This window comes from Labrenzia sp. PHM005 (assembly GCF_006517275.1).
Taxonomy (GTDB): Bacteria; Pseudomonadota; Alphaproteobacteria; order Rhizobiales; family Stappiaceae; genus Roseibium.
The window spans coordinates 1,414,384-1,438,359 of sequence record NZ_CP041191.1; the positions used below are offsets into that span (position 1 = coordinate 1,414,384).

Below are 23,976 nucleotides of genomic sequence, written 5' to 3' on the forward strand. Positions count from 1 at the left end.
CGTAACACTGCTTAAGTTCCAGCGATGAGAGAGCGCCCGTGAAAGCTTGTATCTGCCCGTCTTATGGTCCTCCGTCTAACCTTGTCATTGAAGACCTGCCCGATCCGGTTGCTGCGGCTGGTGAGGTTGTGGTTACGGTCAAAGCCTGCGCGCTCAACTTTTTCGATACGCTGATCATTCAGGGCAAATACCAGTTCAAGGCAGAACCACCGTTCTCGCCGAGCGCTGAATTTGCAGGGATTGTTGAATCGGTCGGAGACGGTGTCACGGATTTTGCCGTTGGCGACCGGGTGATGGGTTATATGGTTTATGGTGCGGCCCGGGAAAAGGTCGCGATTGACCAGGGATCACTGGTCAAAATGCCGGAAGGGATTTCCTTTGAGACTGCAGCGGGTCTGACCGTGACCTACGGCACGACCCTTCATGCTTTCCGTGACCGGGCGGACTTAAAGGCCGGCGAAACCGTTGCCGTGCTTGGTGCGTCCGGTGGGGTTGGTCAGGCGGCCGTTGAGATCGCCTCGATCATGGGCGCTAAAGTAATCGCCTGTGCATCGTCGGAAGACAAGCTGGCCTTTGCCAAATCCCTCGGTGCCGACGAGCTGATCGATTACTCCCAAACACCGCTTAAGGATGCGCTGAAGGAAAAAACCGGCGGGGCCGGCGTTGATGTTGTTTATGACCCGGTGGGCGGTGATCTCGCTGAGCAAGCAATCCGGGCGACTGCCTGGGAAGGCCGGTTTTTGGTAATTGGTTTTGCCTCAGGCGATATCCCGAAAATCCCGCTCAATCTGACCCTTTTGAAAGGCTGCGATATCCGGGGTGTTTTCTGGGGGGCGGCGATCAAAAAAGATCCCGCAGGCCACCAGAAAAACATGGAGCAGCTGCTGACCTGGGTGCAGGAAGGTAAGCTGAAGCCACACATTCATGCGGTTTATCCGCTGGAGGATATCGGCACTGCTCTGGATGAGATTGCTGCGCGCAAGGTCTTTGGTAAGGTGATCCTGACGCCATAAGCTTGGCAGCCTCGCATTAAGGCCTATGCTCTGGCAGTGTTGGAGGAGGCCTTGGCGAGGCGACATGGATCTATTCGATAAAAACGGCCAGCCGGTCGCATATATCCGGGACGGCTATCTGCATTATTGGGACGGCACACCAGCAGCCTATGTGCAGAACGATGCTGTTTATTCGTTGAAACGGGACCTTGTCAGTTACCTGGTCAATGGTTGGATCATCGATCGCTCAGGTCATGCGGTTGTGTTTTCAGAAGATGCTGCAGGCGGGCCGATGAAACCAGGGCGGGGCATGACACCGTTAAAGCCGTTCGCGCCGCTGCAGCCAATCGCCCCGCTGATGACACTGCCCGCCTTAAGGCCGCTGCAAACCATGAACTGGTCACGGTTTTCCCTTAAAGAGTTGCTAGACCACTGAATTTGCGTTTGAAATTTTGGGCAGACTGCGCTTGTTTCAATCTCTTGCCGTTTTTCTGGCGAACCTGCAAAGATGAGCCCGATCACCCTGCAGATGTCCAGGTGGTTTCATTTTCTGCCGCTGACACTTGAGAAAGCCACATAGAATGCTCTCCCAGAATGAAACTCCCCTGACAGCGGCCACCTCTGATCTTTCAACCGGCGCTGCCTGGATGAGTGGCAAACTTATGCCGGTATCCGAGGCGGCGCTGCCGGTCACCGATTGGGGGCTGATTCATTCCGACATCACCTATGATGTGGTGCCGGTGTTGGATGGCGCGTTCTTCCGATTACCGCTGTATTTGGCCCGGTTCCGCCGGTCGATGGCCGAACTGCGGCTTGATCCGGGCTTGAGCGATCAGGACATCGAAGCGGTGCTTCATGAACTGGTTGCCGCAACGGGTTTGAAAAAAGCCTATGTCGCTATGGTGACGTCCAGAGGTGTCAATACGGTGCCGGGCTCCCGTGATCCGAGGGATTGCCGCAATCACTTTTTTGCCTGGTGTGTGCCTTATATCCACGTCATCCGGCCGGAAATTGCCGAAAAAGGCGCGCACCTGCACGTTGCCAATACGGTGTGCCGGATACCGCCGGAAAGCGTCAATCCGAAGGTCAAAAACTACCATTGGGGCGATTTCACCAAGGGTTTGTTCGAGGCCAAAGATGTCGGGGCGGAGAGCGTGATCCTGCTGGATGCCTCCGGCAATGTTACCGAAGGGCCTGGTTTCAATGTCTTTGCGGTTAAGGACAACACACTGGTGACGGCCGATGCGGGCGTTCTGGAAGGCATCAGCCGTCAGACTGTTTTGGACATCGCCCGAGAAATGGGATTGGCCGTGGAGATCCGGCCCTTGCCGTTTAGTGAGTTTTTGGAAAGTGATGAAGTCTTCATCACCACCTCCGGCGGCGGCGTGGCCCCGGTCAGCCGCGTGGATGACCGGATCTTTTCAAACGATGCGCCCGGCCCTGTAACCACCGCGCTCCACAAAGCCTATTTTGACTGGGCCGCGCAGCCGGAAAACCGCACGGAAATCCGGTATCCCGACCAATCGCTCTAAACGTTGATCAACGCTCTTGCTGGAACATGGCCGCAACGATGGCTTCGGGGGCATCTTCCTGAACAAGGTGGCCTGCGTCCGGGATGACCTTGATTTTCCCGCCTGTCATCAGCCCGGCGAGTTTTTGTCCCCGGTCCAAAGGAATCCATTCGTCCTTTTCGCCCCAAAGCAGATTCACCGGGCAATCGAGGGCGGCATAGAGGCCTTCGACTTCGTCCGTGTATTTCTGGTCCATCTGCGCGATCTGCCGGTAAAATGCCGGTTGTCCCACATCGCCAAGCCAGGGCGCCATATAAGTCTGCAGGGCGTCTTCAGTCAGTTGGTGATGGGCGGCGCTTTGCAGGTAGGCGCGCAAGAGCGCCACATGGGCATAGCCTGGCAGGCCGGCAAACGCCGCCTCGTACTGACGGACGTGGGCCACAAACGGGGATCCCCAGGGCGCGACGGCGACTGGATCGAAAATCGTCACCCGTTTGTATCTGAGATCATTGAGATAATAGGCGCGCAACACCGTTGCGCCGCCAAAGTCGTGACACAGCACCTCCGGTCGCTCTAGTCCCCAATGCTTGAACAGGGCGGTAAGCAGACCGTTCTGGACAGCCAGCGACACGTCCTGCCCCTCTCGCTGCTCCGACTGGCCGTATCCGATCAGGTCGAAAAAGTAGACGGTCCAGCGCTCGGCCAGGAGTGGGGCGATCTTGCGCCAGACCTGGGAGGAAAACGGGGTGCCATGCACAAGCACCAGAGGTGGCCCGCTGCCAAGGCGGCCCCAGGCAACGGCATTTCCATTATGCGTATAACGGTCGGACAAAGTCAGCATGGCTTTTCTCGATGTAATGGAATATCTCAGAATAACGGTTACAGTATCGTCTGCTTTTTGTAACCTTAAAAAATAAAATAGAGGTTACACATGTGGGCTGAGGAGAATTTTATTGCAGGGCATCCCGCCCTTGATTTTCTCAACACAGTCAGTGATGTGGGTAAATCACGCGCAGAAAACCGGCTGCAGTCACCGGCCGATCTTGCCGCGTGGATTGCGGCATGTGGTGCGGCAAACCGGTTTCCGGTGGATCGGTCACCCACCGGGAAAGATGTCCAAGACGTGGTTCGATTTCGGGAGGCTACTTACGAGGCCTTGTGCGCCCGGCTGGGCAGCACCGAAAAATCCGTGTCGGCCTACAAGGCGCTGGAGGCGTATTTAAGAACCGCTTTGCTGCGGGCCTCTCTCGATCTGGCAGAAACTCCGGCCGTATGGACGGTGTCGCAGGATGCAAGGTTCTGCTTCACCGACAGTTTTGTCTTGTTGGTCCACGACTTGCTGCAGTCACCGGAGCTGCACCGCCTGCGTCAATGCGAGCGGTGCACTTGGTTCTTCTTGAACACGGGGCGTGGACGGGGGCGGCGCTGGTGCAATATGGCAACCTGCGGCAACCGGGCCAAGGTCGAAGCTCATCGCCAGCGGAGCCGGCAATCGCTAAATGATCAGTAGACTGTTGGGCCTTCTTACGCCTCGAACACGGCAATCACCGGGGCATGGTCAGAAGGTTTTTCCCAGCCGCGGGCGTCGCGCAGAACTTCTGTGCTTTTGATATGCGGAGCCGCGGGTTGCGACACCCAGATATGGTCCAGACGGCGGCCCTTGTCGGCACCAGACCAGTCTTTCGCCCGGTAGCTCCACCATGTGTAGAGCTTTTCTTCCAGCGGCGTGAACTGGCGCATGGCGTCCAGCCAGCCGCCGGTTTCGCGGACATCTTCGAAGAGTTCGGTTTCCACCGGCGTGTGCGATACCACTTTCAAGAGCTTCTTGTGTGACCAGACGTCGTGCTCATAGGGTGCGACATTGAGATCGCCGACCAAGACGGCCGGTTTGGCGGTCTCAGCGCCCTGCAGCCACTCCTTCATCTCGGCCATAAAATCCAGCTTATGGCCAAACTTGTCGTTCTTCTCCCGATCCGGCTCGTCACCGCCAGCTGGAACATAGAAATTGTGCACACGCAGACTGGAGCCGTTGAAGGCCACGTCGACGGCCACGTGCCGGCTGTCGCCGACATTGCAGAAATCGCGTTTTTCGATGTTGCTCAAGGGTTGTTTCGAGAGGGTCGCAACGCCGTGGTACCCCTTCTGGCCATTAATCGCCATGTGCTCAAAGCCAGCGGCCCGGAAGGCCTTTTCCGGAAAATTGGCGTCCGGACATTTGGTTTCCTGCAGGCAGATGACGTCCGGTGCAATTTCCTCGATCAGCTGTTCGACGATCGGCATGCGCAGGCGCACGGAGTTGATGTTCCAGGTGACGAGTTTCAGCCGGTCTGTCATGAGGTTCCTTGAAGGTTTAGGCAAGGTCGAGATGAAATTCTACAAGCGGGTTAGCCTGCAGACGCCGGATCGTCAATAATTGCGGGGGTGCGGTCAACCCGATTTCATCACTGTCTGAAATCTCCTCCAAAGAGGACAGGTTTCGCCGGCACCAATCTCAGAAAAATCATCCACATGAGAATGCCACAATTCCAGCCTTCTCGTCTTTGAACCGCCGTATTCCGCAGTTACCGGAGTGCCCAGCCGGTGGATTACGTGTTTTTGCGGAGAAATTCTGAATTTGTCCATCTTCCGTTAGGAACTTCTTCGCATTTTAACGGCTAGAGAAAGCTTTTCTTTACCTTGTCGAGGTGGCTGTGCTGGAACTGGTCAAAACGTTTTGTTCGCTGATTGGTTTTATGGTTTTAAGCGGCTGTTCCGCTTACGATTTCCCCGATCCGACACCTGAGGACTTTGCCGTCCACGGTATTGATATCTCCCGATGGCAAGGTGATATCGATTGGCACCAGGCCCGCAAATCTGGTGTGGCCTTTGCCTGGATCAAGGCGACAGAAGGCGGCGATCACGTCGATCCGCGTTTTGTCGACAACTGGATTGGCGCTCGAAAAGCCGGGGTCCCGCGCGGTGCTTATCACTTCTATTACTTCTGCCGGCCGGTGGAAGAGCAGATTTCCTGGGTTAAGGAAATCGTTCCTCAGGACCCGCAGGCTTTGCCACTGGTTCTGGATATGGAGTGGAATGCGCACTCCAAGACCTGTCAAAAGCGGCCTGGCCGGACCAAGATCCTTCGGGATATGAAGGTCTTCCTGGATGAAATGGAACGGTATTACGGCAAACGGCCGGTGATCTATTCTTCCGTTGATTTTCACCGGGACCGCCTCGTCGGCGCATTAAAAGGCGAACACTTTTGGCTGCGGTCGGTCGCAAGCTATCCCAACAACATCTATGACCAGCGTGATGACTGGGTGTTCTGGCAGTATACGGCCGAAGGCCGGATCCCAGGCATCAAAGGGGACGTTGACCGCAACGCCTTCTTCGGCACCAAGTCGCAGTTCCGCGATTGGCTGAACGGTGATTTGAAGCGGTAGGCTTCGGATCATCAACGGTTTTTGCAGAACTGCCCGGGATCTCTCCCGGGCGTGAAGCTGACTACTGCACTTTGATTTGGTGCGTAACGTCCTTGCCGTTGCTGACTGTAACTTGCTTGAAGCCGATCAGTTTACAGAAATCCAAAAAGTTCAGATCCTGAGGAGCGTCTGTCCGGGCGAACAGCTCCGTCCCTCGCGCCATTGACGTCAGGGAGGCCAAAAGGGCTCTCATTCGGAAGAGCGTGTCGTATTGCCCATCGCCTGTTGCGACGATGATCAGTTTTTCCAATTCACCACCCTTGGCGAACAGGTGATAACCAGGGGCATAGGCTTGTTTGGCCTGTTGGGCGGCAAGTCCAATAACAAAAGCCGCCCGCGACCGTTTGCTTGCATCCGGGGCAACTTCAATTTCAGAAACATACGGTTCGCGCGTCTGCGCTTCAGGATAATAGTATCCGGCATGACTATCGAAGGCGCTGACTGGATGTGTCTGAATAGTAAGCGCCAGAACAGCTACGACCGCAGCGGCCAGAAGTGATCTCGATTTCTGGCCGAGCAGTTTGGAAATGTGGAAAGTCATGTTTTGAGTGCCCCTTGAACCTGATCTTCTATCAAGTCTGTTCAGGGGGGTAGAATCAAGGCCGAAATTATCGAGGCTGCCGGAGGGGCCACACGGAACAGCGCTATATTTTTGCCATGTTGTAGACCCACATGTACGCGGGTCTGGGTGCATATTTTTGGAGTTTTGAAAGATGTTGAACCGCTTGCCGCTTGCGCTTGCTGCTGCGATCGTAATGCTGTCGCCGGCATTGGCCCAGACCGGAGGGCCCGCCATTGCCTATACAACCGCAAACTTGAATATGCGCGCGGGGCCTGGAACCAACTATCCCGTGATCACCACCGTGCCGCAGGGCGGCGGGGTAACCGTTTTTGGCTGCACCGCGGATTTTAAGTGGTGCGATGCGGCGTTTTCGACGGTGAAAGGCTGGGTGTCCGGCAAATATCTGAGCTATGGCGCTCAGGGGCGTTATTATGGACAGCCCATTCCACGATCCGGTATTTACGTCGGAGTACCCCGCTATCGCGGAAATTATCCGGTCTACGGACGCGGTCCAGTGAGGGTGCAGCCTTACCCGTATCGGTAAGAAGTTTACTGCGGTTATAAACTTGCGGAATAGCCGCAAACACTCCAACATTCCGATCAACTAAGTCGTTTGACCTGGGGGCGGTGATGGTTGGAGAAATCCTGCAAACGCTGGAGCAATACGCACAAGCCTATTGTGCCAAGGATCTTGATGGCCTCATGGCCTTGTTTGATGACGGCGACGACATCACAGTCATTGGAACCGGCTCAGACGAGTTGTGCGCAGGCCCTCAGGCGATAAGGGATTTGTTTGCCCGGAATTTCGAGGAAGCCTCGGCCGAAAGGTTTGAGTGGCATTGGACGAAGACAACTGTCCGAGATACCGCTGCCGTGGTCGCAACCACTTTGACGATCCATCTTGATCTTGATGGTGAAAAGCTTTCTGTTCCCCTTCGTTGGACTGTCGTTCTCCGCAGAAGTGGTGATCGATGGTTATGGTTGCACCGGCATGCTTCCTCCGCTGCTGGCAACCAGGAAGAGGGGGCAGCCTATCCAACAAAGTGACCTTTGTTGCCGCGACGCTCAAAATGCTCCGCGGTTGATAGGCTGGTCGCTACTTGTGAAACTAGGGTTCAAACTCAAACTATTGGCCCGGTTTTGGATTCGCAAGAATAAGTGACCAGAAAACCTTGTGTTTGGCAGTGGAGGAATAAGCCGTTGCAATGCCAAGCCGTGTTGCGTTTTTTGCCAGCAGCACTTGATTGTGTTTGGGGGATTCCCGCCAACCGGAGAAAGCTTCGGCAAATGTTCGATAGCCGGCACTGACATTTTCAGACGCGGCTGTTTTGGGTTCCCCAATGGCGGCGAGACGGGTTTCCAGTTTTAGATTGTGCGCAAGCGACGCCCGGACTGAGCCGGCTGATGCCATGGCATTGGCCTGTGTCTGCGCTATGGAACTCAATTGCGGGTCCGGTGTCACGGCTGGAAGGCCATTGTTGATCCGGTATTGAGAAATCATCTGGGCCGCGGTCGCTGCATCAACCTGGCCATCTGTTTTTGCAAGATCTTGATAAAACGGCGGTGTTTGCAGTCTTTCGCTCATACAGGCGGAAAGCAATGCCGCTGCCAGCACCACAGGAAACAGAAGGAAACGAGCGGAATTTTTCCGGAGAGCTGCGTGCATGTTGAGACAACGGCCTGTTGCTGGAGCGATTTAGTGATTCGACACGGTGACTGTGTCGGCAAAAAAAAGCAGAAATGGGACTGGCAGGATAGGGTCGTAAAAAATAGCCACGTAGAAATGGATAAGATTTCGTGTGTCTAAGTGATTGTGTTTCTTTAGTAAAATCTAAGTATATTGTTGCTTTTATAGGTTTTGGGTGAAAAGTTTTTAGTTGTTATTGGGAAAAATGACAATATGGAGAAGGTTCGGGCGATCATCGCCGATGACTCTTCAACGGTTTGCAAGTTTATTGAGCGGGCTCTTTTGCAAACTGGCCGCGATATAGACATTTCAATGGTGCAAGATGGCCAGGAAGCTGTTCGAAAGCTCAGCGAACAAGCCTACGATTTGGCGTTTCTCGATATCAACATGCCGCAAATGAGCGGTGTCGAAGTGATGGCGGCCATCCATGTGATGGGCGGCAAAACCTTCGCAATTTCGATGTCGAACTCGCTGGATGCATCGGCCGAGGAAAAGCTGAAATCTTTCGGCGCCTACGACTTCCTGGAAAAACCCTTTACCAACAAACAAGTCCACCAGATCCTCAAGACATACGATACGATCCGCGCCCGCTACAATGCGTTGATCGTCGATGATTCAACCACCGTCCGCAAGATCGTGGGCAAGGTCTTGAAGAAGAGCATTTTTGACCTGGATATCGATGAGGCGGATGATGGCACGTCGGCGTTGGAGATGATCAAGGCAAAGCGGTACCAAATCATCTTCAGTGATTTTAACATGCCGAATATGAACGGAATTGAGCTGGCGCAGAAGATTGCGGCTCATGCGACGCGTTCTGAAGTGGTGCTGATGTCGACAGAAATGAGCGCCGATCTTGATACCGCGGCAGAGCATGTGGGGGCCAGGGCGTTTTTACGTAAACCCTTCTACCCGCAAGATGTCGATACGATCCTTCATCACATCTTTGGCCTGAAGCACTCCCGTTTTACCAAACAGGTCAGGATGCTGGCCGCCGTTTAGAATTGCTTCGTGCGAAAATAAAAAAACCGGCCCGAGTGATCGGGCCGGCAGGCTGCATCAGGCTCAGTCTAAGCCTTCGGGGAGTTGTGGTTACCGTTTACCGGCTTCAATGACGTCTTCCAGGGTTCTCAAACCCGTGGTCGGAGCGCAGACGAGAACGGACATGTTGCCCGGCGCGTGCTGGTTCTTCCACATTTTTGTGTGTGCCTGCGGGATTTGATCCCACGGGAACACTTCCGACATATACGGGTCGATCCGGCGTTCGATCATCAGCTTGTTGGCAGCCGATGCCTGCTTCAGGTGAGCAAAGTGTGACCCCTGCAAACGCTTCTGATGCATCCACATGTAGCGGACGTCGAAGGTGCAGTTGAAGCCGGAAGTGCCCGCGCAAATTACGACCATGCCGCCTTTTTTACAGACGAAGGTCGAGACCGGGAACGTAGCTTCGCCCGGGTGTTCAAAGACGATGTCGACGTTGTTGCCCTTGCCGGTGATGTCCCAGATGGCCTTGCCGAATTTGCGGACTTCCTTGAACCAGTCCGCATACTCCGGTGAGTTAACCGTCGGCAGCTGGCCCCAGCAATTGAAGTCCTTCCGGTTGAGCACACCCTTGGCGCCCAAGTCCATTACGAAGTCGCGTTTGTCTTCATCGGAAATCACACCGATTGCGTTGCCGCCGGCAGCAGTAATCAGCTGGATCGCATAAGACCCAAGACCGCCGGAAGCCCCCCAAACCAGAACATTTTGACCGGGCTTCAGCTCATGCGGGTGATGGCCGAACAGCATGCGGTAGGCTGTCGCGAGCGTCAGCGTGTAACACGCACTTTCTTCCCAGGTCAGGTGCTTCGGGCGCGGCATCAGCTGCTGTGCCTGAACACGGGTGAACTGTGAGAAGGAGCCGTCACCGGTCTCATAGCCCCAGATCCGCTGGGACGTTGAGTACATCGGGTCGCCGCCGTTACAATCTTCGTCGTCGCCATCATCTTGGTTACAGTGGATGACGACTTCATCGCCGACTTTCCAGCGTTTGACCTTGTCGCCAACCGCCCAGACGATGCCGGAGGCGTCAGAGCCGGCGATATGGAATGGGTCACCGTGCACATCGAACGGGCTGATCGGCTCACCGAGGCCGGCCCAGATGCCGTTGTAGTTGACGCCGGCGGCCATCACGAGAACCAGCACCTCGTGGCTGTCCAGTTCCCAAGTCGGCACGACTTCCAGTTTCATGGCATCTTCCGGAGCACCATGGCGCTCGCGGCGGATGGCCCAGGCATACATGTTTTTAGGCACATGGCCGAGCGGCGGGATTTCACCAATCTCGTACAGATCTTTCAACGGAGCATCTCCCCGTGTTTGATTATCGTTGGCTTGCGCTGCTGCTGTCACTCTCCCCTCCCAGGGCTCTTTGGCGCCAATTTCTTTCGCACTTGCAAAAGGCTCGGTCGGGGCAAAACCCCAATTCACGCAACTATTGTTCAAAAAAGCATACGTATCTATACGACTATTGCTTAACTTGCGTTTTTTTACCAGCCGTATTTTGCATTGCAAGAGAAAGGGTTTCGCGCGCGCGGAAACTCCGGCACACTGCGGTCTGGGGAGAATGGCCCGCAAACCGGTGCTACAGGATAAAGAGAACTGGCAAAATAAGGCCTTAGGAGGAGATGCGGCATGAGTGCAGCAGGCGATAGTAGGACAGAGCGGGACCGTCCGTGGATTTTCCGCACCTATGCGGGGCATTCCACAGCCGCCGAATCCAACAAACTCTACCGGGGTAATCTGGCCAAGGGCCAAACCGGCCTGTCGGTGGCGTTCGACTTGCCGACACAAACTGGCTACGACCCTGACGATCTTTTGGCCAAAGGCGAAGTTGGCAAGGTCGGCGTACCGGTCGCGCATTTGGGCGACATGCGGACATTGTTCAATGACATTCCGCTGGAGCGCATGAACACGTCGATGACGATCAATGCGACCGCGCCGTGGCTGCTGTCTCTTTATATTGCGGCGGCCGATGAACAAGGTGCGGACCGCAAGCTTCTTTCCGGCACCACGCAAAACGACATCATCAAAGAGTACTTGTCACGCGGCACGTATGTGTTCCCGCCGGCACCATCGCTCAACCTGACGACAGATGTCATCGCGTGGACCTATTCCAATATGCCGAAATGGAACCCGATGAACGTCTGCTCCTATCATTTGCAGGAAGCAGGCGCGACGCCGGTCCAGGAGCTGTCCTTTGCCTTGGCAACCGCCGTTGCGATCCTTGACAGCATGAAGGCCAGCGGTGCGATCCCAGAAGAAGATTTCCCGAAAGCCGTCGGCCGTATCTCTTTCTTTGTGAACGCGGGCATGCGTTTTGTCACTGAGATGTGCAAGATGCGCGCCTTCACAGAACTTTGGGACGAGATCTGCCGTGAGCGCTATGGCGTTGAAGACGAGCGCTACCGCCGTTTCCGTTATGGCGTTCAGGTCAACTCCTTGGGGCTTACCGAGCCGCAGCCGGAAAACAACGTCTACCGGATCCTGGTGGAAATGCTCGCCGTGGTTCTGTCTAAGAACGCGCGGGCTCGGGCTGTTCAGCTGCCGGCCTGGAACGAGGCGCTGGGCCTGCCGCGCCCGTTTGACCAGCAATGGTCGCTCCGGATGCAGCAGATCCTGGCCTATGAGACCGATCTTCTGGAATATGCCGACATCTTCGATGGGTCTGAGGAAATTACCCGGAAGGTGGAAGCGCTCAAAGAAGAAGCGCGTGACGAGCTTGCCCGGATTGACGCCATGGGCGGCGCGGTTGCAGCCGTTGAATCCAGCTACATGAAACGCAAGCTGGTGGAATCAAACTCTTTGCGCCTGTCTGGCATTGAGAGCGGTGATCAGGTTGTTGTTGGTGTCAACAAGTGGACCGAAAGCGAGCCGTCACCGCTGGCAGCGGGAGAAGACGGTGGCATCCTGACTGTTCCGGAACATGTCGAAGACGAGGCAATTGAAAAGGTCAAGGCCTGGCGCGACGCTCGGGATCAAGGTGCTGTCGATGCCGCGCTTGCGGAATTGCGGTCTGCGGCAAATGAAGGCCGCAACATCATGGAACCGTCCATTGCAGCGGCAAAAGCCGGTGTCACCACCGGCGAATGGGGCCGGACCTTGCGGGAAGTTTTTGGCGAGTACCGGGCTCCAACGGGCGTCGGTCAGTCCGTCAGCGATGATGCTGGTGATCTGGCTGCAGTCCGGGCGGATGTGGAAGCTGCGTCGGAAAAACTCGGCCGGCGGCTCAAGTTCCTGGTTGGTAAACCGGGTCTTGATGGTCACTCCAATGGTGCTGAACAGATTGCCGTGCGGGCCCGCGACTGCGGCATGGAAGTTGTCTATGAAGGCATCCGCCTGACACCGGCGCAGATTGTCAATGCGGCGGTGGAAGAAGATGTTCATGTGATTGGTCTGTCCATCCTGTCCGGATCTCATTTGGCGCTGGTGCGCGATGTGATAGAGCGTTTGAGATCTGCCGGTGCTGATGACATTCCTGTTGTCGTCGGTGGCATTATCCCGGATGAAGATGCCGCACAGCTGAAGGCTATGGGCGTCGCGGCGGTTTATACGCCAAAAGACTTCCAACTGACCGATATTATGGCCGATGTCGTTAAGATCGTCGGCAGCCGCGCAGAACAGGCTGCGTGAGCCGTATCAACGGGCATTGGTAGAATTGCGTCTATCGAAACAAGCAGTTAACCTAACGTAAAGATTCGTTAACTGTTTGTTGAGAAACTCGGAGGAGGTCCGCCAGAAGGCGGTCCTTCTCTGATGGCCAGGAGGCCCAAATGGCGACGACGATTGAACGGCCGGTTCCGGCCCAGGTCGTGGCGCATGCGACAGAGTATCCAGCCGACCGGGACGGTGATGGCACCGGCTACGGCCGCAGACAAAAGAGTACCGCAGAGCGCCAAGATCAAGACACCGGCAGCCCAGATGAGGCGCCGGCCGTACTCATTGACGATCATCACATTGAAAGTCACGTTCTAGATGGTATGGCGGCCTATCAGGCTGCTGCTCTGGAAGTACTAGAGCCCGGCATTGACCACGGGCCGGTGCATCCTTTGCCGGGACCCGTTGATAGAGTGCCGCCGCAAAACGTGCGGCATGCCTATCAGGATCATCCCGAAGCGGATGACCCGCCGCATAAAGTGAATGTGGCGACCTGAGCTTTTCCAGGCCGATAGATCTGATTTTCGGCACCTTTCTTCTTGACCTGAGCCAGACAATGCCCACATGCGTCCGAATACGTATTGTTACGTATAAACTCGGATAATGCCGAAGAGGCATACCGCATAGGGGCAGAATAACGTGGTTGAGACGGTGCTTGGGTTGGCGGCACAAAATCTTGTGTCGCCCATCATCTTGTTTTTTGCGCTTGGACTGGTAGCGGCGCTTGTCCGCTCGGATTTGTCGGTCCCCGAAGCAGCGGCCAAAACACTGTCGATCTATCTGTTGTTTGCGATCGGATTTAAGGGCGGCGTCAGCGTCAGTGCTCACGGAATAGATGGAACTTTAATCCTCTCATTGATCGCCGGTACCATTCTGTCTTTTGCATTGCCGTTTCTGGCGTTTGCGCTCTTGCGCGTCATGACGCGATTGAGCGTTGTCGACGCCGCGGCGGTTGCCGGCCACTATGGATCCATATCTATCGTCACGTTTGTTGCCGCAACGTCCGTGCTGGAAAGCCAAGGCATCACCAGTGAGGGATATTTGGTCGCTGTTGCCGCAGTGATGGAAGCGCCAGCGATCCTGTCCGCTCTTTGGATTGTCGCGAAGTATTCTGGCAATGGGTCCGCAAAGGCCCGGGAAAAGGATACACAAGGCCTTTGGCGGGAAATCCTGTTGAACGGATCGATCGTTCTTCTCGTCGGGTCCTTCTTGATTGGTTTCCTGACCGGCAAGGACGGCTTGAAAGAGATCGAGAGCTTTATTGTGTCCCCGTTCAAAGGGGTTTTGTGTCTGTTTCTGCTTGATATGGGGCTGGTCGCCGGCCGGGGTTTGCGGGCCAGCGCCCATCAGATGCGTCCGGGTCTCATCAGTTTCGGCATTTTGATGCCGGTCCTTGGGTCAGCGGCGGGGCTGGCAGCGGCAAGCCTGATCGGTCTCTCAACAGGCGGCACCGTGCTGTTGATGACCTTGAGTGCCTCAGCCTCATATATCGCGGTTCCGGCCGCCATGCGGGTGGCCTTGCCGGAAGCCAATCCCTCTATTTATTTAACCATGTCGCTCGGGATCACGTTCCCATTCAACTTGACGCTCGGAATCCCGTTCTATCTGAGCATTGCACAGGCCGTGGGAGATTAAACCAATGGAGATGAACCCAGCGAAACGGGTGGAAATCATTATCGAAGCCCCGATGGAAAGCCGCCTGACCGATGCCATCGAAAGAGCGGGAGTTACCGGCTACACGATTTTGCCGGTGCTTGGCGGCAGCGGCCGCTCCGGCCGCTGGAGCCGGGAAGGGCAAGTCTCGCGTGCCGGGGGGATGGTCGCGATCACGTGTATCATCCGCCCGGAACGCCTTGATGAATTGCTGGAAAGCGCCTTTGAAGTGGTTGAAAGGCACATTGGTGTGGTCAGTGTAACCGACTGTCAGGTGTTAAGGGCCGAACGTTTTTAAATACAACTACCGCTGAAAATCGGCCTTTCAGCGTAATTGTGCTTTTCAAGAAACAAATGTAAGACACGTCTCCAAATTCCTGGCGCGGAAAAGTGCCACGACAACAGGAGTAGTGCAGTGACGTTTCCTTCACACTTATTGGATGGTTATGGCCGGTATTTGAACAAGGGCTTTGTCCGTGTGAAAGAAACCCATGAGCGGCTGGCCGTTTATGGTCAGAAGCCGGATGTCATGGTTATTTCCTGTTGTGATAGCCGCGTCACGCCGGAAGGCATCTTCAACGTTGGGCCTGGCGAATTGTTCGTTGTGCGGAACGTCGCCAATCTTGTACCACCTTATGAAGACACAGAAGGTCAGCATGGCACCAGCGCAGCCATCGAATTTGCGGTGAAGGGCCTAAAGGTCAAGCACATCGTCGTCATGGGCCATGGCCAGTGCGGTGGTGTGAAGGCTTTCCGCGAGAATGCTAATGATCCGATGGCGACCGGCGAGTTCATCGGACGTTGGATCAAGCTTCTGGAACCTGCGGCCATTTCAATGGCCTGTATGCCAGTCGACAAGTCGGACGATCCGCAGCTTGCGATGGAATATGCCGGGATCCGCCAGTCTTTGAAAAATCTGGTGACTTTCCCGTTTATTGAAGAGGCTGTTCAGTCCGGAACGCTCGACCTACATGGTGCCTGGTTCGACATCGGCTCCGGTGAGCTGCGGGTGATGAATTCAGAGACGGAACGGTTTGCATCAGCCGCGCCGGACGCTGTGTTGTCTGATAGCTAATCTGAGGCCTAAAAGGCAAATCAGTTGAAGGCCGATCTGCCTTCTACGGCGGTACATCGTGTTCAAACGGCAGGCCGATAGTCTCGACTTGCCAAAAGAATTTCACAATTCTGACCTGTTTTTAGCTCTCACTGGGAAAAAGCCCGGGTGGCCTGGTGTTTTGAAGACACATGGTCTTTGGCTTCGATAATTTGATTGGAACGATTCATGTCTATTGATCCGGCGCTCTATCAGCGCCTTGCGAAGTATAATACTTGGATGACAGACAAGGCCTATGTGGCCGCCGATCAGATGAGCGATACGGCGCGCAAGGAAGACTGCGGCGCATTTTTTAAGTCGGTGCATTCGACCCTCAATCACTTGCTTTTCGGCGATCGGGCATGGATGCGCCATTTCACTGGTCGCGACTATTATGTCGAAAAAATCGGCGTTGACCTTTATGAAGACTATGGTGCGTTGAAGGCTGCACACCGGGCCATGTGCGGTGACATTGAAGATTTCGCAGATGATCTGACCTGTGAATGGCTGGATGGCTCTCTGGAATGGACCAGCCGCAGCGACGGCAAGACCCGGACGCGGCCGCGCTGGTTATGCCTGACCCATATGTTCAACCATCAGACCCATCACCGGGGCCAGCTGTCGACGCTCTATATGCAGGCGGGGATTGACATCGGCAAGACCGACCTGCCCTTCATGCCGGATCTGTTGCAACAGGATGTTTCCGGCTAACTTGCAAACAGCAGTGCGCTGCCGATAACCACCAGCGCGGCCCCGGCCCAGGCGCCAAGTGCTGGCACTTCCTTCGTGCGCCACCAGAGCATCGGCAGCATCACGGCAGGTGTTGTGGCCGACAGGGTTGCGATGATGCCGACTTCGCCACCGGAAAGCGCGAACAAGATCAGCGTCATGCCGAGACCCATGCCCAGAAATCCGGAAACGGCAATGATGCCGACGATGGATGGTGTAAAACGGCCAGCCGGTTTGACCCAGGAGACCGGCAACCGTGTCAGGGCTAGAAGGCAGAGGGCGGCCATCCCGACCCGCAAGCTGGAAGCGGCGACTGGATCCGCGCCGGTTTCCATGACCGGCCGGGCAATCAGTGAGCCGACCGACTGAGACAAGGCTGCGGCCAGTCCTAGCAAAACGCCGGCCCAAAGCGGCCCCCGGATGCTTTCCCATTTGTGCAGCTGGGATTTGCGCTTGCCGAAGCGGATGGCGAGCAGGACACCCGTAAAGGTGATCAAGATCCCGATAATCTGTGTGCCTGACAGATGTTCTTCCAAAAACAGCCAGCCGAGTACAGCGGACATTGGCGCATTCAGGGAAAACAGCATTGCGGTCCGGCGGGGACCCATCCGGTTCAGCGTTAGAAAAAGCGCTGTGTCTCCCATGAAGATGCCGATCACACCTGAAAGGATCAGCGGCATCACATGTTCACCGGCAATTGAGCTCCACCCTGTCGTCACGGCGACCCAGATGACAAGCATCACCGCAACAAGCGCCATGCGGGTACAATTGAAGGCAATGGCGCCCAAATGCTGAGCCGGGCCTGCAGAAATCAGGCCTGTGAGGGCCCAAAGCGTTGCAGCTCCAAGGGCCGCTGCCTCGTAGACGAACATGAGAGGATCAGACCTTTTCTGGGTTCACTTCCGGCAGACAGGCTTCTCCGGTCCAGGCTGTCTCAAAAAATGCAACTTCCAGCGCACTCATCTTGGAGAAGATCTTTGCGAGACTTTCCTGTTGAGCCGGCGGCAGCGCAGCGCCAACGGCATCCATTTCCTCGCGGATCCAATTGACGAAACTTTCAAAGCCCTCAACGGCGTGCAGATCGATCCATTCGGCCAGATAGAATTTTTCTGGACGCGGCTGCCCCGCTTCGCGCAAACCCCAAGTCAGGTAACACCATTCTGCACAAAGCAGGCAGGCAAGGCCTTCGGCATAGGTGCCTTTGCCGGAAGAGGTCAGCAGCAGATCTGCGAAAGCCCGTGTAACCGGTCCTTGAGCTGCCGTTTCATAAGTTGCTGCCGGAAAGCCTAGAGCCTCAAACGACCGAAGAAAATAGTCGTTTTCTTCCGATGTCAGCAACGCCAGAAACCCGGAGAGCCGAGATTTGGAGCGCATTGTTGGTGCTTTTGCGACCAGATATCCCAGTGTAGAGGCGAGATCTGTGATGAAGGTATAGTCTTCGATCAGGTATCGGACATAAGCCTCATCCGGCACGGAACCGTCACCGATCGCGTGGGTGAACGCATGGTCGGTTGCCTCGCTCCAATAGGGCTCGGCTCTAGCTGCCAGCCAGTCGGAGAAGCGAGCATTTGGTGTTACGGCTTGGAAGTCTTGAAAAGAACCGGAAAAAGCCTCGGGCATGGCGCCGGGCTCCTTGTCTCAATGATATCTGGGAAGAGAAGAAAAAACGGGCGCCGGATGGCGCCCGCATAAGTGCTTTAGGCAGCAGCTTTTTTCGGTGTGATCAGGCCGCGGTTGACCAGAACTTCGGCGATCTGAACCGTGTTGAGTGCCGCGCCTTTGCGCAAGTTGTCGGACACAACCCACATATTGAGGCCGTTTTCGATGGTCGCATCTTCGCGGATGCGGGAAATGTAGGTCGCATCTTCACCGGCCGATTCATAAGGGGTGATGTAGCCACCGTCTTCCTGCTTGTCAATCACCAGGCACCCTGGCGCTTCGCGCAAGATGTTGCGGGCTTCTTCTGCTGTGATCTCGTTTTCGAACTCGATGTTGACGCTTTCTGAGTGACCGATGAAGACCGGCACACGGACGGCGGTACAGGTCACCTTGATGGCCGGATCCAACATCTTCTTGGTTTCGGCGAGCACCTTCCATTCTTCCTTGGTGTAGCCGTCTTCCATGAAGACATCGATGTGCGGAATGACGTTGAACGCGATGCGTTTGGTGAATTTTTCCGGTTCGATCGGATCGTTCACGAAGACAGCGCGGGTCTGGTTGAACAGCTCTTCCATCGCTTCCTTGCCGCCACCGGACACCGACTGGTAGGTGGAGACGACGATGCGCTTGATTTTGGCGGCTTCATGCAGCGGCTTCAGCGCGACAACCAGCTGCGCGGTTGAGCAGTTTGGATTGGCGATGATGTTCTTTTTGGTAAAGCCGGTGATGGCGTCGGCATTCACTTCCGGAACGATCAGCGGCACGTCCGCATCGTAGCGCCATGCGGAAGAGTTATCGATGACAACACAGCCTTTTGCGCCGATTCTCGGAGACCATTCTTTGGAGATGGAGCCACCAGCGGACATCAAACAAATATCGGTGTCGGAGAAGTCGTAATTCTCCATCGCCTGAACCTTCAGCGTTTTGTCGCCAAAGGAAATATCGGTGCCCTGCGAGCGGCGGGACGCCAATGCAACGACTTCGTCTGCCGGAAAGCCACGTTCTGCGAGAATGTCGAGCATCTCCCGGCCAACATTGCCGGTCGCTCCAGCGATTGCGATCTTGAAACCCATTTTTCGACTTGTCCTTGTCCGTCTCCCCGCTTCACCAGCTGCCCGGATCTTTCAGGGCATGGCTGGCTCCTGGCGCCTCCCATCCCCGGGGAGGCAGGATGAGCGGCACCTTAAGCGGTGGTCTTGGTTGTCTTTGTCGTGTGTTTGAATGTGGTTGTGGCAGCCGTCTTCGTCCCGCCGCGCAGAAAGGTTGCGCTGGCAAGGGCTTCAGACATCATATCCAGAATGTCGGCTTTCAGCCGGGTCATCAGGTGCTCACAATCGACAAAACTCGAGACGGCGGTGTTTTTGCCCGGAAACTGGCGGAAGTCAATATGCAAAGCGCCTTGATCGGCGCATTGGTTTTCACACTGTTGCGCAAAGGCGGCGAATTTTGCGTTAATCGAACAAACGCCCCGGCCCCTGGCCCTTCGCTGGAAGGCCTGCCAACGTCATCATGTGCCAAGCGAGCGCAGAGTTGGAACTGATAACTGGTTTTCCAAGTTTTGCTTCGCAGGCTTCAATCACCGGGAAGGTGCGCAGATTGGTGCAAGAGGCGAACACGGCATCGATTTCCGGGGCACTGCCGACCGAGCAAATGGCCTCTTCAACCGAGGCCGGGGAAATACGGGCCACGACGGCTTCTTCTGATTGACCAAACGAGCCCAGGTTCACAACCGTAAGACCATTGTCTTTAAGCAGAGAAACAACTGCTTCGGAAACTTCGGCGATATAGGGTGTGACCACCCCGATTTTTTTTGCGTTCAAGTGCTCAAGCGCGGCCAGCACAGCCGCCGCCGGGTTGGTTACTTTGGCGGTTGGATGAGCTTTTTGAACGGCTTTGGAAACTTCCCCTGACCCGATGACGGTTGACGCCGATGTGCAAGCGTATCCAATAACATCCAGATCGCGGGCATTTGGCAGAAGGGCTGCGGTTCCCGTCAGCTGCGCTTTCATCCGCATCAAAGTTTCTGGCGTGACTTCCGGATCGCTTTCAATGCGGGTGTGATTGAGCGTCACGCCGTCTTGATCAAACAACGGCCGGAACTCATTTTCGATGGTCTCATCGGCTTGCAGAACGATCAGCCCAAGAGCAGCTTTATGCGCAAGGCCGTTGTCTGTTTGGAAATTGAGATCCATGTCGTACGCTCTTGTTATTGAATGACCGGAATGTCCGGATCCGCCGGGGTGCTCAGGTATTCCGGCGCACCATCCCGGATGACGATGTTTTCTTCGTGTACCATCATCTTGCCGCCGCCGAGATCAATGCCCGGTTCCAGGGTAATTACCATGTTTTCCTGCAAAACCGTTTGATCGAAACTGGTGAGTGATGGGGTTTCGGTCAGCTGGATGCCTAGCCCGTGGCCCATGCGGCCGACGTCGCCGTCAGATTGGCCCAGAACATCGGTCATGGCTTTGAAGAGATCCGCGCAGGTTTTTCCGGGGCGGGCGATGCGAGCTGCGGCTTGAACCGATTCAACCAGTTTCCGATGGGCGTTCTTGACATCATCACTCGCATGGCCAATCGCAAAATTCCGGTCGAAGTCGCAGAAATAACCGTTTTTGACCGAGCCGGTATCCAGCATCAGGACATCACCTGCACGAAGCGGCGTATCTGTGGGTGGTGAAATCACATCGCCATAGCCACCCTGACCGGCCCCGCCGACCAGATAGGGCACATCATCGGCGCCGCGTTCCAGCAGATCGATCTTGAACTTGCGGAAGGCCTCTTTCAGGCTCTGGCCTTCATGAAAGAGTGCCTGGTTATTTTCGAAGCTTCGCGAGGCGATCTGGCAAATCTCGCGGTGGATCGCAATCTCCGCTTCCGATTTGATGTGGCGTATTTGTTGGACAAGATCTGAAGTGTTCAGAAATACCGCGCCCGGCAAATTTGCTTTCACGACATCAAAATCAACAAGCGGCATGCGCAGGGAACTTTCCCGGCCCATCGGCATGCCGATGGTTTTAAACGGCTTGAGCGCCGCGCTTAAAAGACTGACGCCTTCGTCGGTTGGATGCGGGGCGGCAAAGGTCCGGATGTCGTCCAGCCAGGTGCTGGCCATCAGATGGGCACCGATTTGCGGGATCACTGCGAAGGGTTTGCCGGACTTAGGCAGGACGCAGAACCAGGGCCGGGCCGGACTTTGCCAGAAAAGTGTCCGGAAGCCAGTGAAATAACGGACTTCTGCTTCTGTGGTGAACAGGAGCGCATCGAGCTTTTGCGCATGCATCAGGCGCTGGGCGCGCTCAGTCCGGTCTTCAAATTCCTGTTCCGGAAAATCCGCTTCTGACATTCCTGGCCTTTCGATTCGCAAACCATCACTTGAAACCATCTTAGAAAGAACAGTTTGAAGTCACAGGAATGCCGGTGCCGCTGCAAGCAGTCATGCGCGGCACGCATCAATTCAAGGAGGCAAGTCATCAGGTCTTTGAGGGAATGACAAGCGAAATCTGGCGGCTTGAGTAAAGCCTCCATTTGTCTTCTGGAAGCGCAACGTCGCTATAAGCGGCCTGATAGGGCAGGTGTGCAGCGTTATGGATATTGCGCTTCCAAAAAGTGCGACTTAAGCTGCGGCTTTGCTCCGGCGGGTGGGCCGGAGTGTTGCCAGTGCAAGGACCAGAGCAAACACAGCACACAGTGCAATCGCACCGACCATCGGCAGGGCTGAGCGGTCGAAAAACGGGCTGCAAATGAAAATCATGATGCCGCCGGCAACCATTTGCAGGGTTCCGCCCAATGAGGAGGCCATGCCGGCATGTTCCCCATGGTCCTCTAACGCCATGACCATGGTCGGGGCGATGACCTGGCCCAGAAACGCGTTGGCGATGAACAACAGCGTCATCAATACGTACAGATGATCAATGCCATTCCAGACCAGTAGGAACAGGGTGCAGGTTCCCGCGGCAAATCCGGCGACACCTGTCAATGCGACAGGCGCCATGCCAAACCGTTCTCCGAGTGGCGCGGCGAATTGTGACGACACAAAAAAGCCGGTCGCGCCAAAGGCAAACACGAGGCTGAACTCGGTCGGTGTGAGTGCGTATTGGGTCATATAGACCAGCGGTGCGGAAGCGATGAAAACAAAGAAACTCGCCAGGGAAAAACCGCTGATCAAGGTCAGGCCCATAAACTTGAAATCTTTGCACAAATAGATTGCACTGCGCAGCATGGCAGCGGCATTGATCGGTGTTCTGCGTTCAGGCGCCAGTGTCTCAGGGAGCTGGAAAAAGACCATAACCATCGACGCAAACGCCAGAAGCCCCAAGATCATGAAAATCAGCCGCCAACTGCCGAAGGCAATGATCCCGCTACCGGCAAGCGGAGCGAGCAACGGCGAAATGCTGAACACCAGCATGACAAGGGCCATGAGCCTCGTGGCTTCCGTGCCAGTGTGAAGATCCCGGATCACGGCGCGCACGACGACCATCGGGGCTGCCGCGCCGATGGCTTGGACAAACCGGCCTAAAGTAAGGTCGGAAATATCGCCCGCCCAGGCGCACATCAGCGAGCCGATAATGTAGATGACCAGACCCAAAAACACCGGTGGCCGGCGACCGAACCGGTCGGCGAGCGGCCCATAAAGCAGTTGTGCGACGCCGAAGGCGGCAAAATAAACCGAAAAGGTCAGCTGCACGGCGACATCGTCGGTATTCAGGTCTGCCACAATCTGCGGCATGGCCGGAAGATAAAGGTCGATAGCGAATGGGCCGACAACGGCCAAAAGGCCCAGCACAATGGCCGAGCGAACAAATCCGATAGACATGAAAATCCAATCTCAAAGCGCCCGGCAGGAAGGCGATGGCCGGGACGAACACAAAACACTTTATCCTTCAGATTGTCGAGTGGCTTTTCACACTAGGTCGGGATTGAAGCTCTTGAGTTCAAGGCCACCGCTAGCGGAAGTGGCCTTGCAAGCGCAGCTGGGTTGACCAAGTCAAACCTAAGGCCAAAGTGCTACTGCTGAAAAATATTATGATAGCGCAAAGGCACTGAATATCTGAATAGGGTGACTGGTTTTGATCTGTGCAATGCCATGGAAAACCCGATAGCAATGAGATAAGCGCCGCCATAAACAGCCAGACCAATGGACACCAAAAGGGGTGCCTGAGCCGTTTTGAGAATGGATGACGCGCCGAGCATCAGGGCATAGAGCCAGCTGGCGCCGGACAGCGCGGCACAATTTGCAATCAGCAACTTTTGCGGTAAGGCCAAGGCCGCCAGCGGCCGGCCGGCGTATTCCTTAAGCAGCGGGGCCACCAGCTGTCGCATCAAAACCGCATCTATCGTCAGGATCGTGACGACGGCCAGCTTGGTGACGAGTTTTGGAGAGAACGCACTTGGATCGAAATTGGTGCGCACTCCAATCAAAGCAAGTCCGGAAATCCAGAGAATGGCAATGGCGCAAGCGATCTGGCGATGTGATTTGTCGACAAACTCCAGGAGTTGCCGGCTCATGCCCTTTGTTATCATCTGACGGACCGACAGGGCGGCAGAAACGACGGTTCCGAGCCCGATTGCAACACCGGCCAGATGCGCAAGCCGGATGAGATCCACATAGGCCGACGCCCAGCTGAGGTCTGGCGTCCACATGGCGACCATGTCTTGCAGATGATTGGAAGAGCCGGGCTCCGGATGCGGGCTGGCGGTCATCACCTCGCCTGAAAACCCCAAAGCGCCGCGCAGCTGAAGGGTCTCCATGGATGGGAAACAGATCGCCTCCAGGAGCGCTTGAATGTCGACGTAAGCCCCGCTGGAGAACAGGTAGATGTTGACGGCGGCGAGGACACCGCAGAGAGCCAGCGGCACACGCGCAGATTTCAGAATATGGCGGGTTTGATCAGACATTTTTTAACATCCCAAGGATCAGCCTGAATAGGCCGGGACAAA

General features: G+C 55.6%; 27 protein-coding genes. 14 read left to right on the plus strand and 13 right to left on the minus strand.

Annotation, left to right across the window (positions count from 1 at the left end):
* The first annotated feature begins 38 nt into the window (after positions 1-38).
* From FJ695_RS06415 to FJ695_RS06425, 3 genes are all read left to right on the plus strand, one after another.
* Entirely contained in the window at positions 39-1,013 is a 975-nt protein-coding gene (locus tag FJ695_RS06415) for an NADPH:quinone oxidoreductase family protein (protein WP_141184666.1), read from the plus strand.
* Between the two features lie 64 nt (positions 1,014-1,077).
* Positions 1,078-1,428, plus strand: a complete 351-nt coding sequence (locus FJ695_RS06420; protein ID WP_141184667.1) for a 4-fold beta flower protein — start codon at positions 1,078-1,080, stop codon at positions 1,426-1,428.
* A gap of 145 nt (positions 1,429-1,573) precedes the next feature.
* Entirely contained in the window at positions 1,574-2,524 is a 951-nt protein-coding gene (locus FJ695_RS06425; protein WP_141184668.1) for an aminotransferase class IV, read from the plus strand.
* Positions 2,525-2,531: 7 nt separating this feature from the next.
* Here the strand turns inward: FJ695_RS06425 and FJ695_RS06430 are convergent, their stop codons facing one another.
* On the minus strand, positions 2,532-3,344 hold the full coding sequence (locus FJ695_RS06430; protein ID WP_141184669.1) for an alpha/beta fold hydrolase: 813 nt from the start codon (positions 3,342-3,344) through the stop codon (positions 2,532-2,534).
* 90 nt (positions 3,345-3,434) lie between these two features.
* Here FJ695_RS06430 and FJ695_RS06435 point away from each other — a divergent pair, with 90 nt between their 5' ends.
* Positions 3,435-4,013 (plus strand): CGNR zinc finger domain-containing protein, encoded by a 579-nt coding sequence (locus tag FJ695_RS06435; protein WP_141184670.1) that lies wholly within the window; start codon positions 3,435-3,437, stop codon positions 4,011-4,013.
* Positions 4,014-4,027: 14 nt separating this feature from the next.
* Here FJ695_RS06435 and xth read toward each other — a convergent pair whose 3' ends face one another.
* Positions 4,028-4,837 (minus strand): exodeoxyribonuclease III, encoded by an 810-nt coding sequence (gene xth / locus FJ695_RS06440; protein ID WP_141184671.1) that lies wholly within the window; start codon positions 4,835-4,837, stop codon positions 4,028-4,030.
* Positions 4,838-5,235: 398 nt separating this feature from the next.
* Here xth and FJ695_RS06445 point away from each other — a divergent pair, with 398 nt between their 5' ends.
* The gene (locus FJ695_RS06445) at positions 5,236-5,925 is read left to right on the plus strand and encodes a GH25 family lysozyme (protein ID WP_141188605.1); all 690 of its coding nucleotides are present in this window, start codon (positions 5,236-5,238) and stop codon (positions 5,923-5,925) included.
* A gap of 61 nt (positions 5,926-5,986) precedes the next feature.
* On the opposite strand, the gene FJ695_RS06450 is transcribed toward FJ695_RS06445, so the two are convergent.
* A complete protein-coding gene (locus FJ695_RS06450) occupies positions 5,987-6,505 on the minus strand; it encodes a hypothetical protein (RefSeq protein WP_209010943.1) in 519 nt (172 codons plus the stop codon).
* A gap of 172 nt (positions 6,506-6,677) precedes the next feature.
* On the opposite strand from FJ695_RS06450, the gene FJ695_RS06455 reads away from it, so the two are divergent.
* Both FJ695_RS06455 and FJ695_RS06460 read left to right on the plus strand, forming a co-directional pair.
* Positions 6,678-7,070, plus strand: a complete 393-nt coding sequence (locus FJ695_RS06455) for an SH3 domain-containing protein (protein ID WP_141184672.1) — start codon at positions 6,678-6,680, stop codon at positions 7,068-7,070.
* Between the two features lie 86 nt (positions 7,071-7,156).
* On the plus strand, positions 7,157-7,573 hold the full coding sequence (locus tag FJ695_RS06460; RefSeq protein ID WP_141184673.1) for a nuclear transport factor 2 family protein: 417 nt from the start codon (positions 7,157-7,159) through the stop codon (positions 7,571-7,573).
* Between the two features lie 79 nt (positions 7,574-7,652).
* On the opposite strand, the gene FJ695_RS06465 is transcribed toward FJ695_RS06460, so the two are convergent.
* Positions 7,653-8,111, minus strand: a complete 459-nt coding sequence (locus FJ695_RS06465) for a CAP domain-containing protein (RefSeq protein ID WP_141188607.1) — start codon at positions 8,109-8,111, stop codon at positions 7,653-7,655.
* Positions 8,112-8,426: 315 nt separating this feature from the next.
* Here FJ695_RS06465 and FJ695_RS06470 point away from each other — a divergent pair, with 315 nt between their 5' ends.
* On the plus strand, positions 8,427-9,212 hold the full coding sequence (locus FJ695_RS06470; RefSeq protein ID WP_141184674.1) for a response regulator: 786 nt from the start codon (positions 8,427-8,429) through the stop codon (positions 9,210-9,212).
* Between the two features lie 90 nt (positions 9,213-9,302).
* On the opposite strand, the gene ccrA is transcribed toward FJ695_RS06470, so the two are convergent.
* On the minus strand, positions 9,303-10,598 hold the full coding sequence (gene ccrA, locus FJ695_RS06475) for a crotonyl-CoA carboxylase/reductase (RefSeq protein ID WP_141184675.1): 1,296 nt from the start codon (positions 10,596-10,598) through the stop codon (positions 9,303-9,305).
* A 282-nt stretch (positions 10,599-10,880) separates the two neighbouring features.
* Here ccrA and FJ695_RS06480 point away from each other — a divergent pair, with 282 nt between their 5' ends.
* From FJ695_RS06480 to FJ695_RS06505, 6 genes are all read left to right on the plus strand, one after another.
* The gene (locus FJ695_RS06480) at positions 10,881-12,878 is read left to right on the plus strand and encodes a protein meaA (RefSeq protein WP_141184676.1); all 1,998 of its coding nucleotides are present in this window, start codon (positions 10,881-10,883) and stop codon (positions 12,876-12,878) included.
* A gap of 140 nt (positions 12,879-13,018) precedes the next feature.
* Entirely contained in the window at positions 13,019-13,399 is a 381-nt protein-coding gene (locus tag FJ695_RS06485) for a hypothetical protein (RefSeq protein ID WP_141184677.1), read from the plus strand.
* A gap of 142 nt (positions 13,400-13,541) precedes the next feature.
* Positions 13,542-14,537: a sodium-dependent bicarbonate transport family permease gene (locus tag FJ695_RS06490; protein WP_141184678.1), complete on the plus strand. Its 996-nt coding sequence runs from the start codon at positions 13,542-13,544 to the stop codon at positions 14,535-14,537.
* A 4-nt stretch (positions 14,538-14,541) separates the two neighbouring features.
* The gene (locus tag FJ695_RS06495) at positions 14,542-14,853 is read left to right on the plus strand and encodes a P-II family nitrogen regulator (protein ID WP_141184679.1); all 312 of its coding nucleotides are present in this window, start codon (positions 14,542-14,544) and stop codon (positions 14,851-14,853) included.
* A 117-nt stretch (positions 14,854-14,970) separates the two neighbouring features.
* Positions 14,971-15,630 (plus strand): carbonic anhydrase, encoded by a 660-nt coding sequence (locus FJ695_RS06500; RefSeq protein ID WP_141184680.1) that lies wholly within the window; start codon positions 14,971-14,973, stop codon positions 15,628-15,630.
* A 207-nt stretch (positions 15,631-15,837) separates the two neighbouring features.
* A complete protein-coding gene (locus FJ695_RS06505; protein WP_141184681.1) occupies positions 15,838-16,359 on the plus strand; it encodes a DinB family protein in 522 nt (173 codons plus the stop codon).
* Here the strand turns inward: FJ695_RS06505 and FJ695_RS06510 are convergent.
* The 8 genes from FJ695_RS06510 to FJ695_RS06540 form a co-directional block, all read right to left on the minus strand.
* Positions 16,356-17,249 (minus strand): DMT family transporter, encoded by an 894-nt coding sequence (locus FJ695_RS06510; RefSeq protein ID WP_141184682.1) that lies wholly within the window; start codon positions 17,247-17,249, stop codon positions 16,356-16,358. The two genes, FJ695_RS06505 and FJ695_RS06510, sit on opposite strands and share 4 nt — an antisense overlap.
* A 7-nt stretch (positions 17,250-17,256) precedes the next feature.
* Positions 17,257-17,997 carry a TenA family protein gene (locus FJ695_RS06515; RefSeq protein ID WP_141184683.1) on the minus strand — a complete coding sequence of 247 codons (741 nt, stop codon included), beginning with the start codon at positions 17,995-17,997 and terminating at the stop codon, positions 17,257-17,259.
* Between the two features lie 77 nt (positions 17,998-18,074).
* Positions 18,075-19,109 carry an aspartate-semialdehyde dehydrogenase gene (locus tag FJ695_RS06520; RefSeq protein ID WP_141184684.1) on the minus strand — a complete coding sequence of 345 codons (1,035 nt, stop codon included), beginning with the start codon at positions 19,107-19,109 and terminating at the stop codon, positions 18,075-18,077.
* A 110-nt stretch (positions 19,110-19,219) separates the two neighbouring features.
* On the minus strand, positions 19,220-19,357 hold the full coding sequence (locus FJ695_RS27965; RefSeq protein WP_168206283.1) for a hypothetical protein: 138 nt from the start codon (positions 19,355-19,357) through the stop codon (positions 19,220-19,222).
* A gap of 130 nt (positions 19,358-19,487) precedes the next feature.
* A complete protein-coding gene (locus tag FJ695_RS06525) occupies positions 19,488-20,228 on the minus strand; it encodes an aspartate/glutamate racemase family protein (protein ID WP_141184685.1) in 741 nt (246 codons plus the stop codon).
* Positions 20,229-20,242: 14 nt separating this feature from the next.
* Positions 20,243-21,382: a Xaa-Pro peptidase family protein gene (locus tag FJ695_RS06530; RefSeq protein ID WP_141184686.1), complete on the minus strand. Its 1,140-nt coding sequence runs from the start codon at positions 21,380-21,382 to the stop codon at positions 20,243-20,245.
* 270 nt (positions 21,383-21,652) lie between these two features.
* On the minus strand, positions 21,653-22,852 hold the full coding sequence (locus tag FJ695_RS06535; protein WP_141184687.1) for a multidrug effflux MFS transporter: 1,200 nt from the start codon (positions 22,850-22,852) through the stop codon (positions 21,653-21,655).
* 191 nt (positions 22,853-23,043) lie between these two features.
* The gene (locus FJ695_RS06540; RefSeq protein WP_141184688.1) at positions 23,044-23,934 is read right to left on the minus strand and encodes a hypothetical protein; all 891 of its coding nucleotides are present in this window, start codon (positions 23,932-23,934) and stop codon (positions 23,044-23,046) included.
* Between the last annotated feature and the right edge of the window lie 42 nt (positions 23,935-23,976).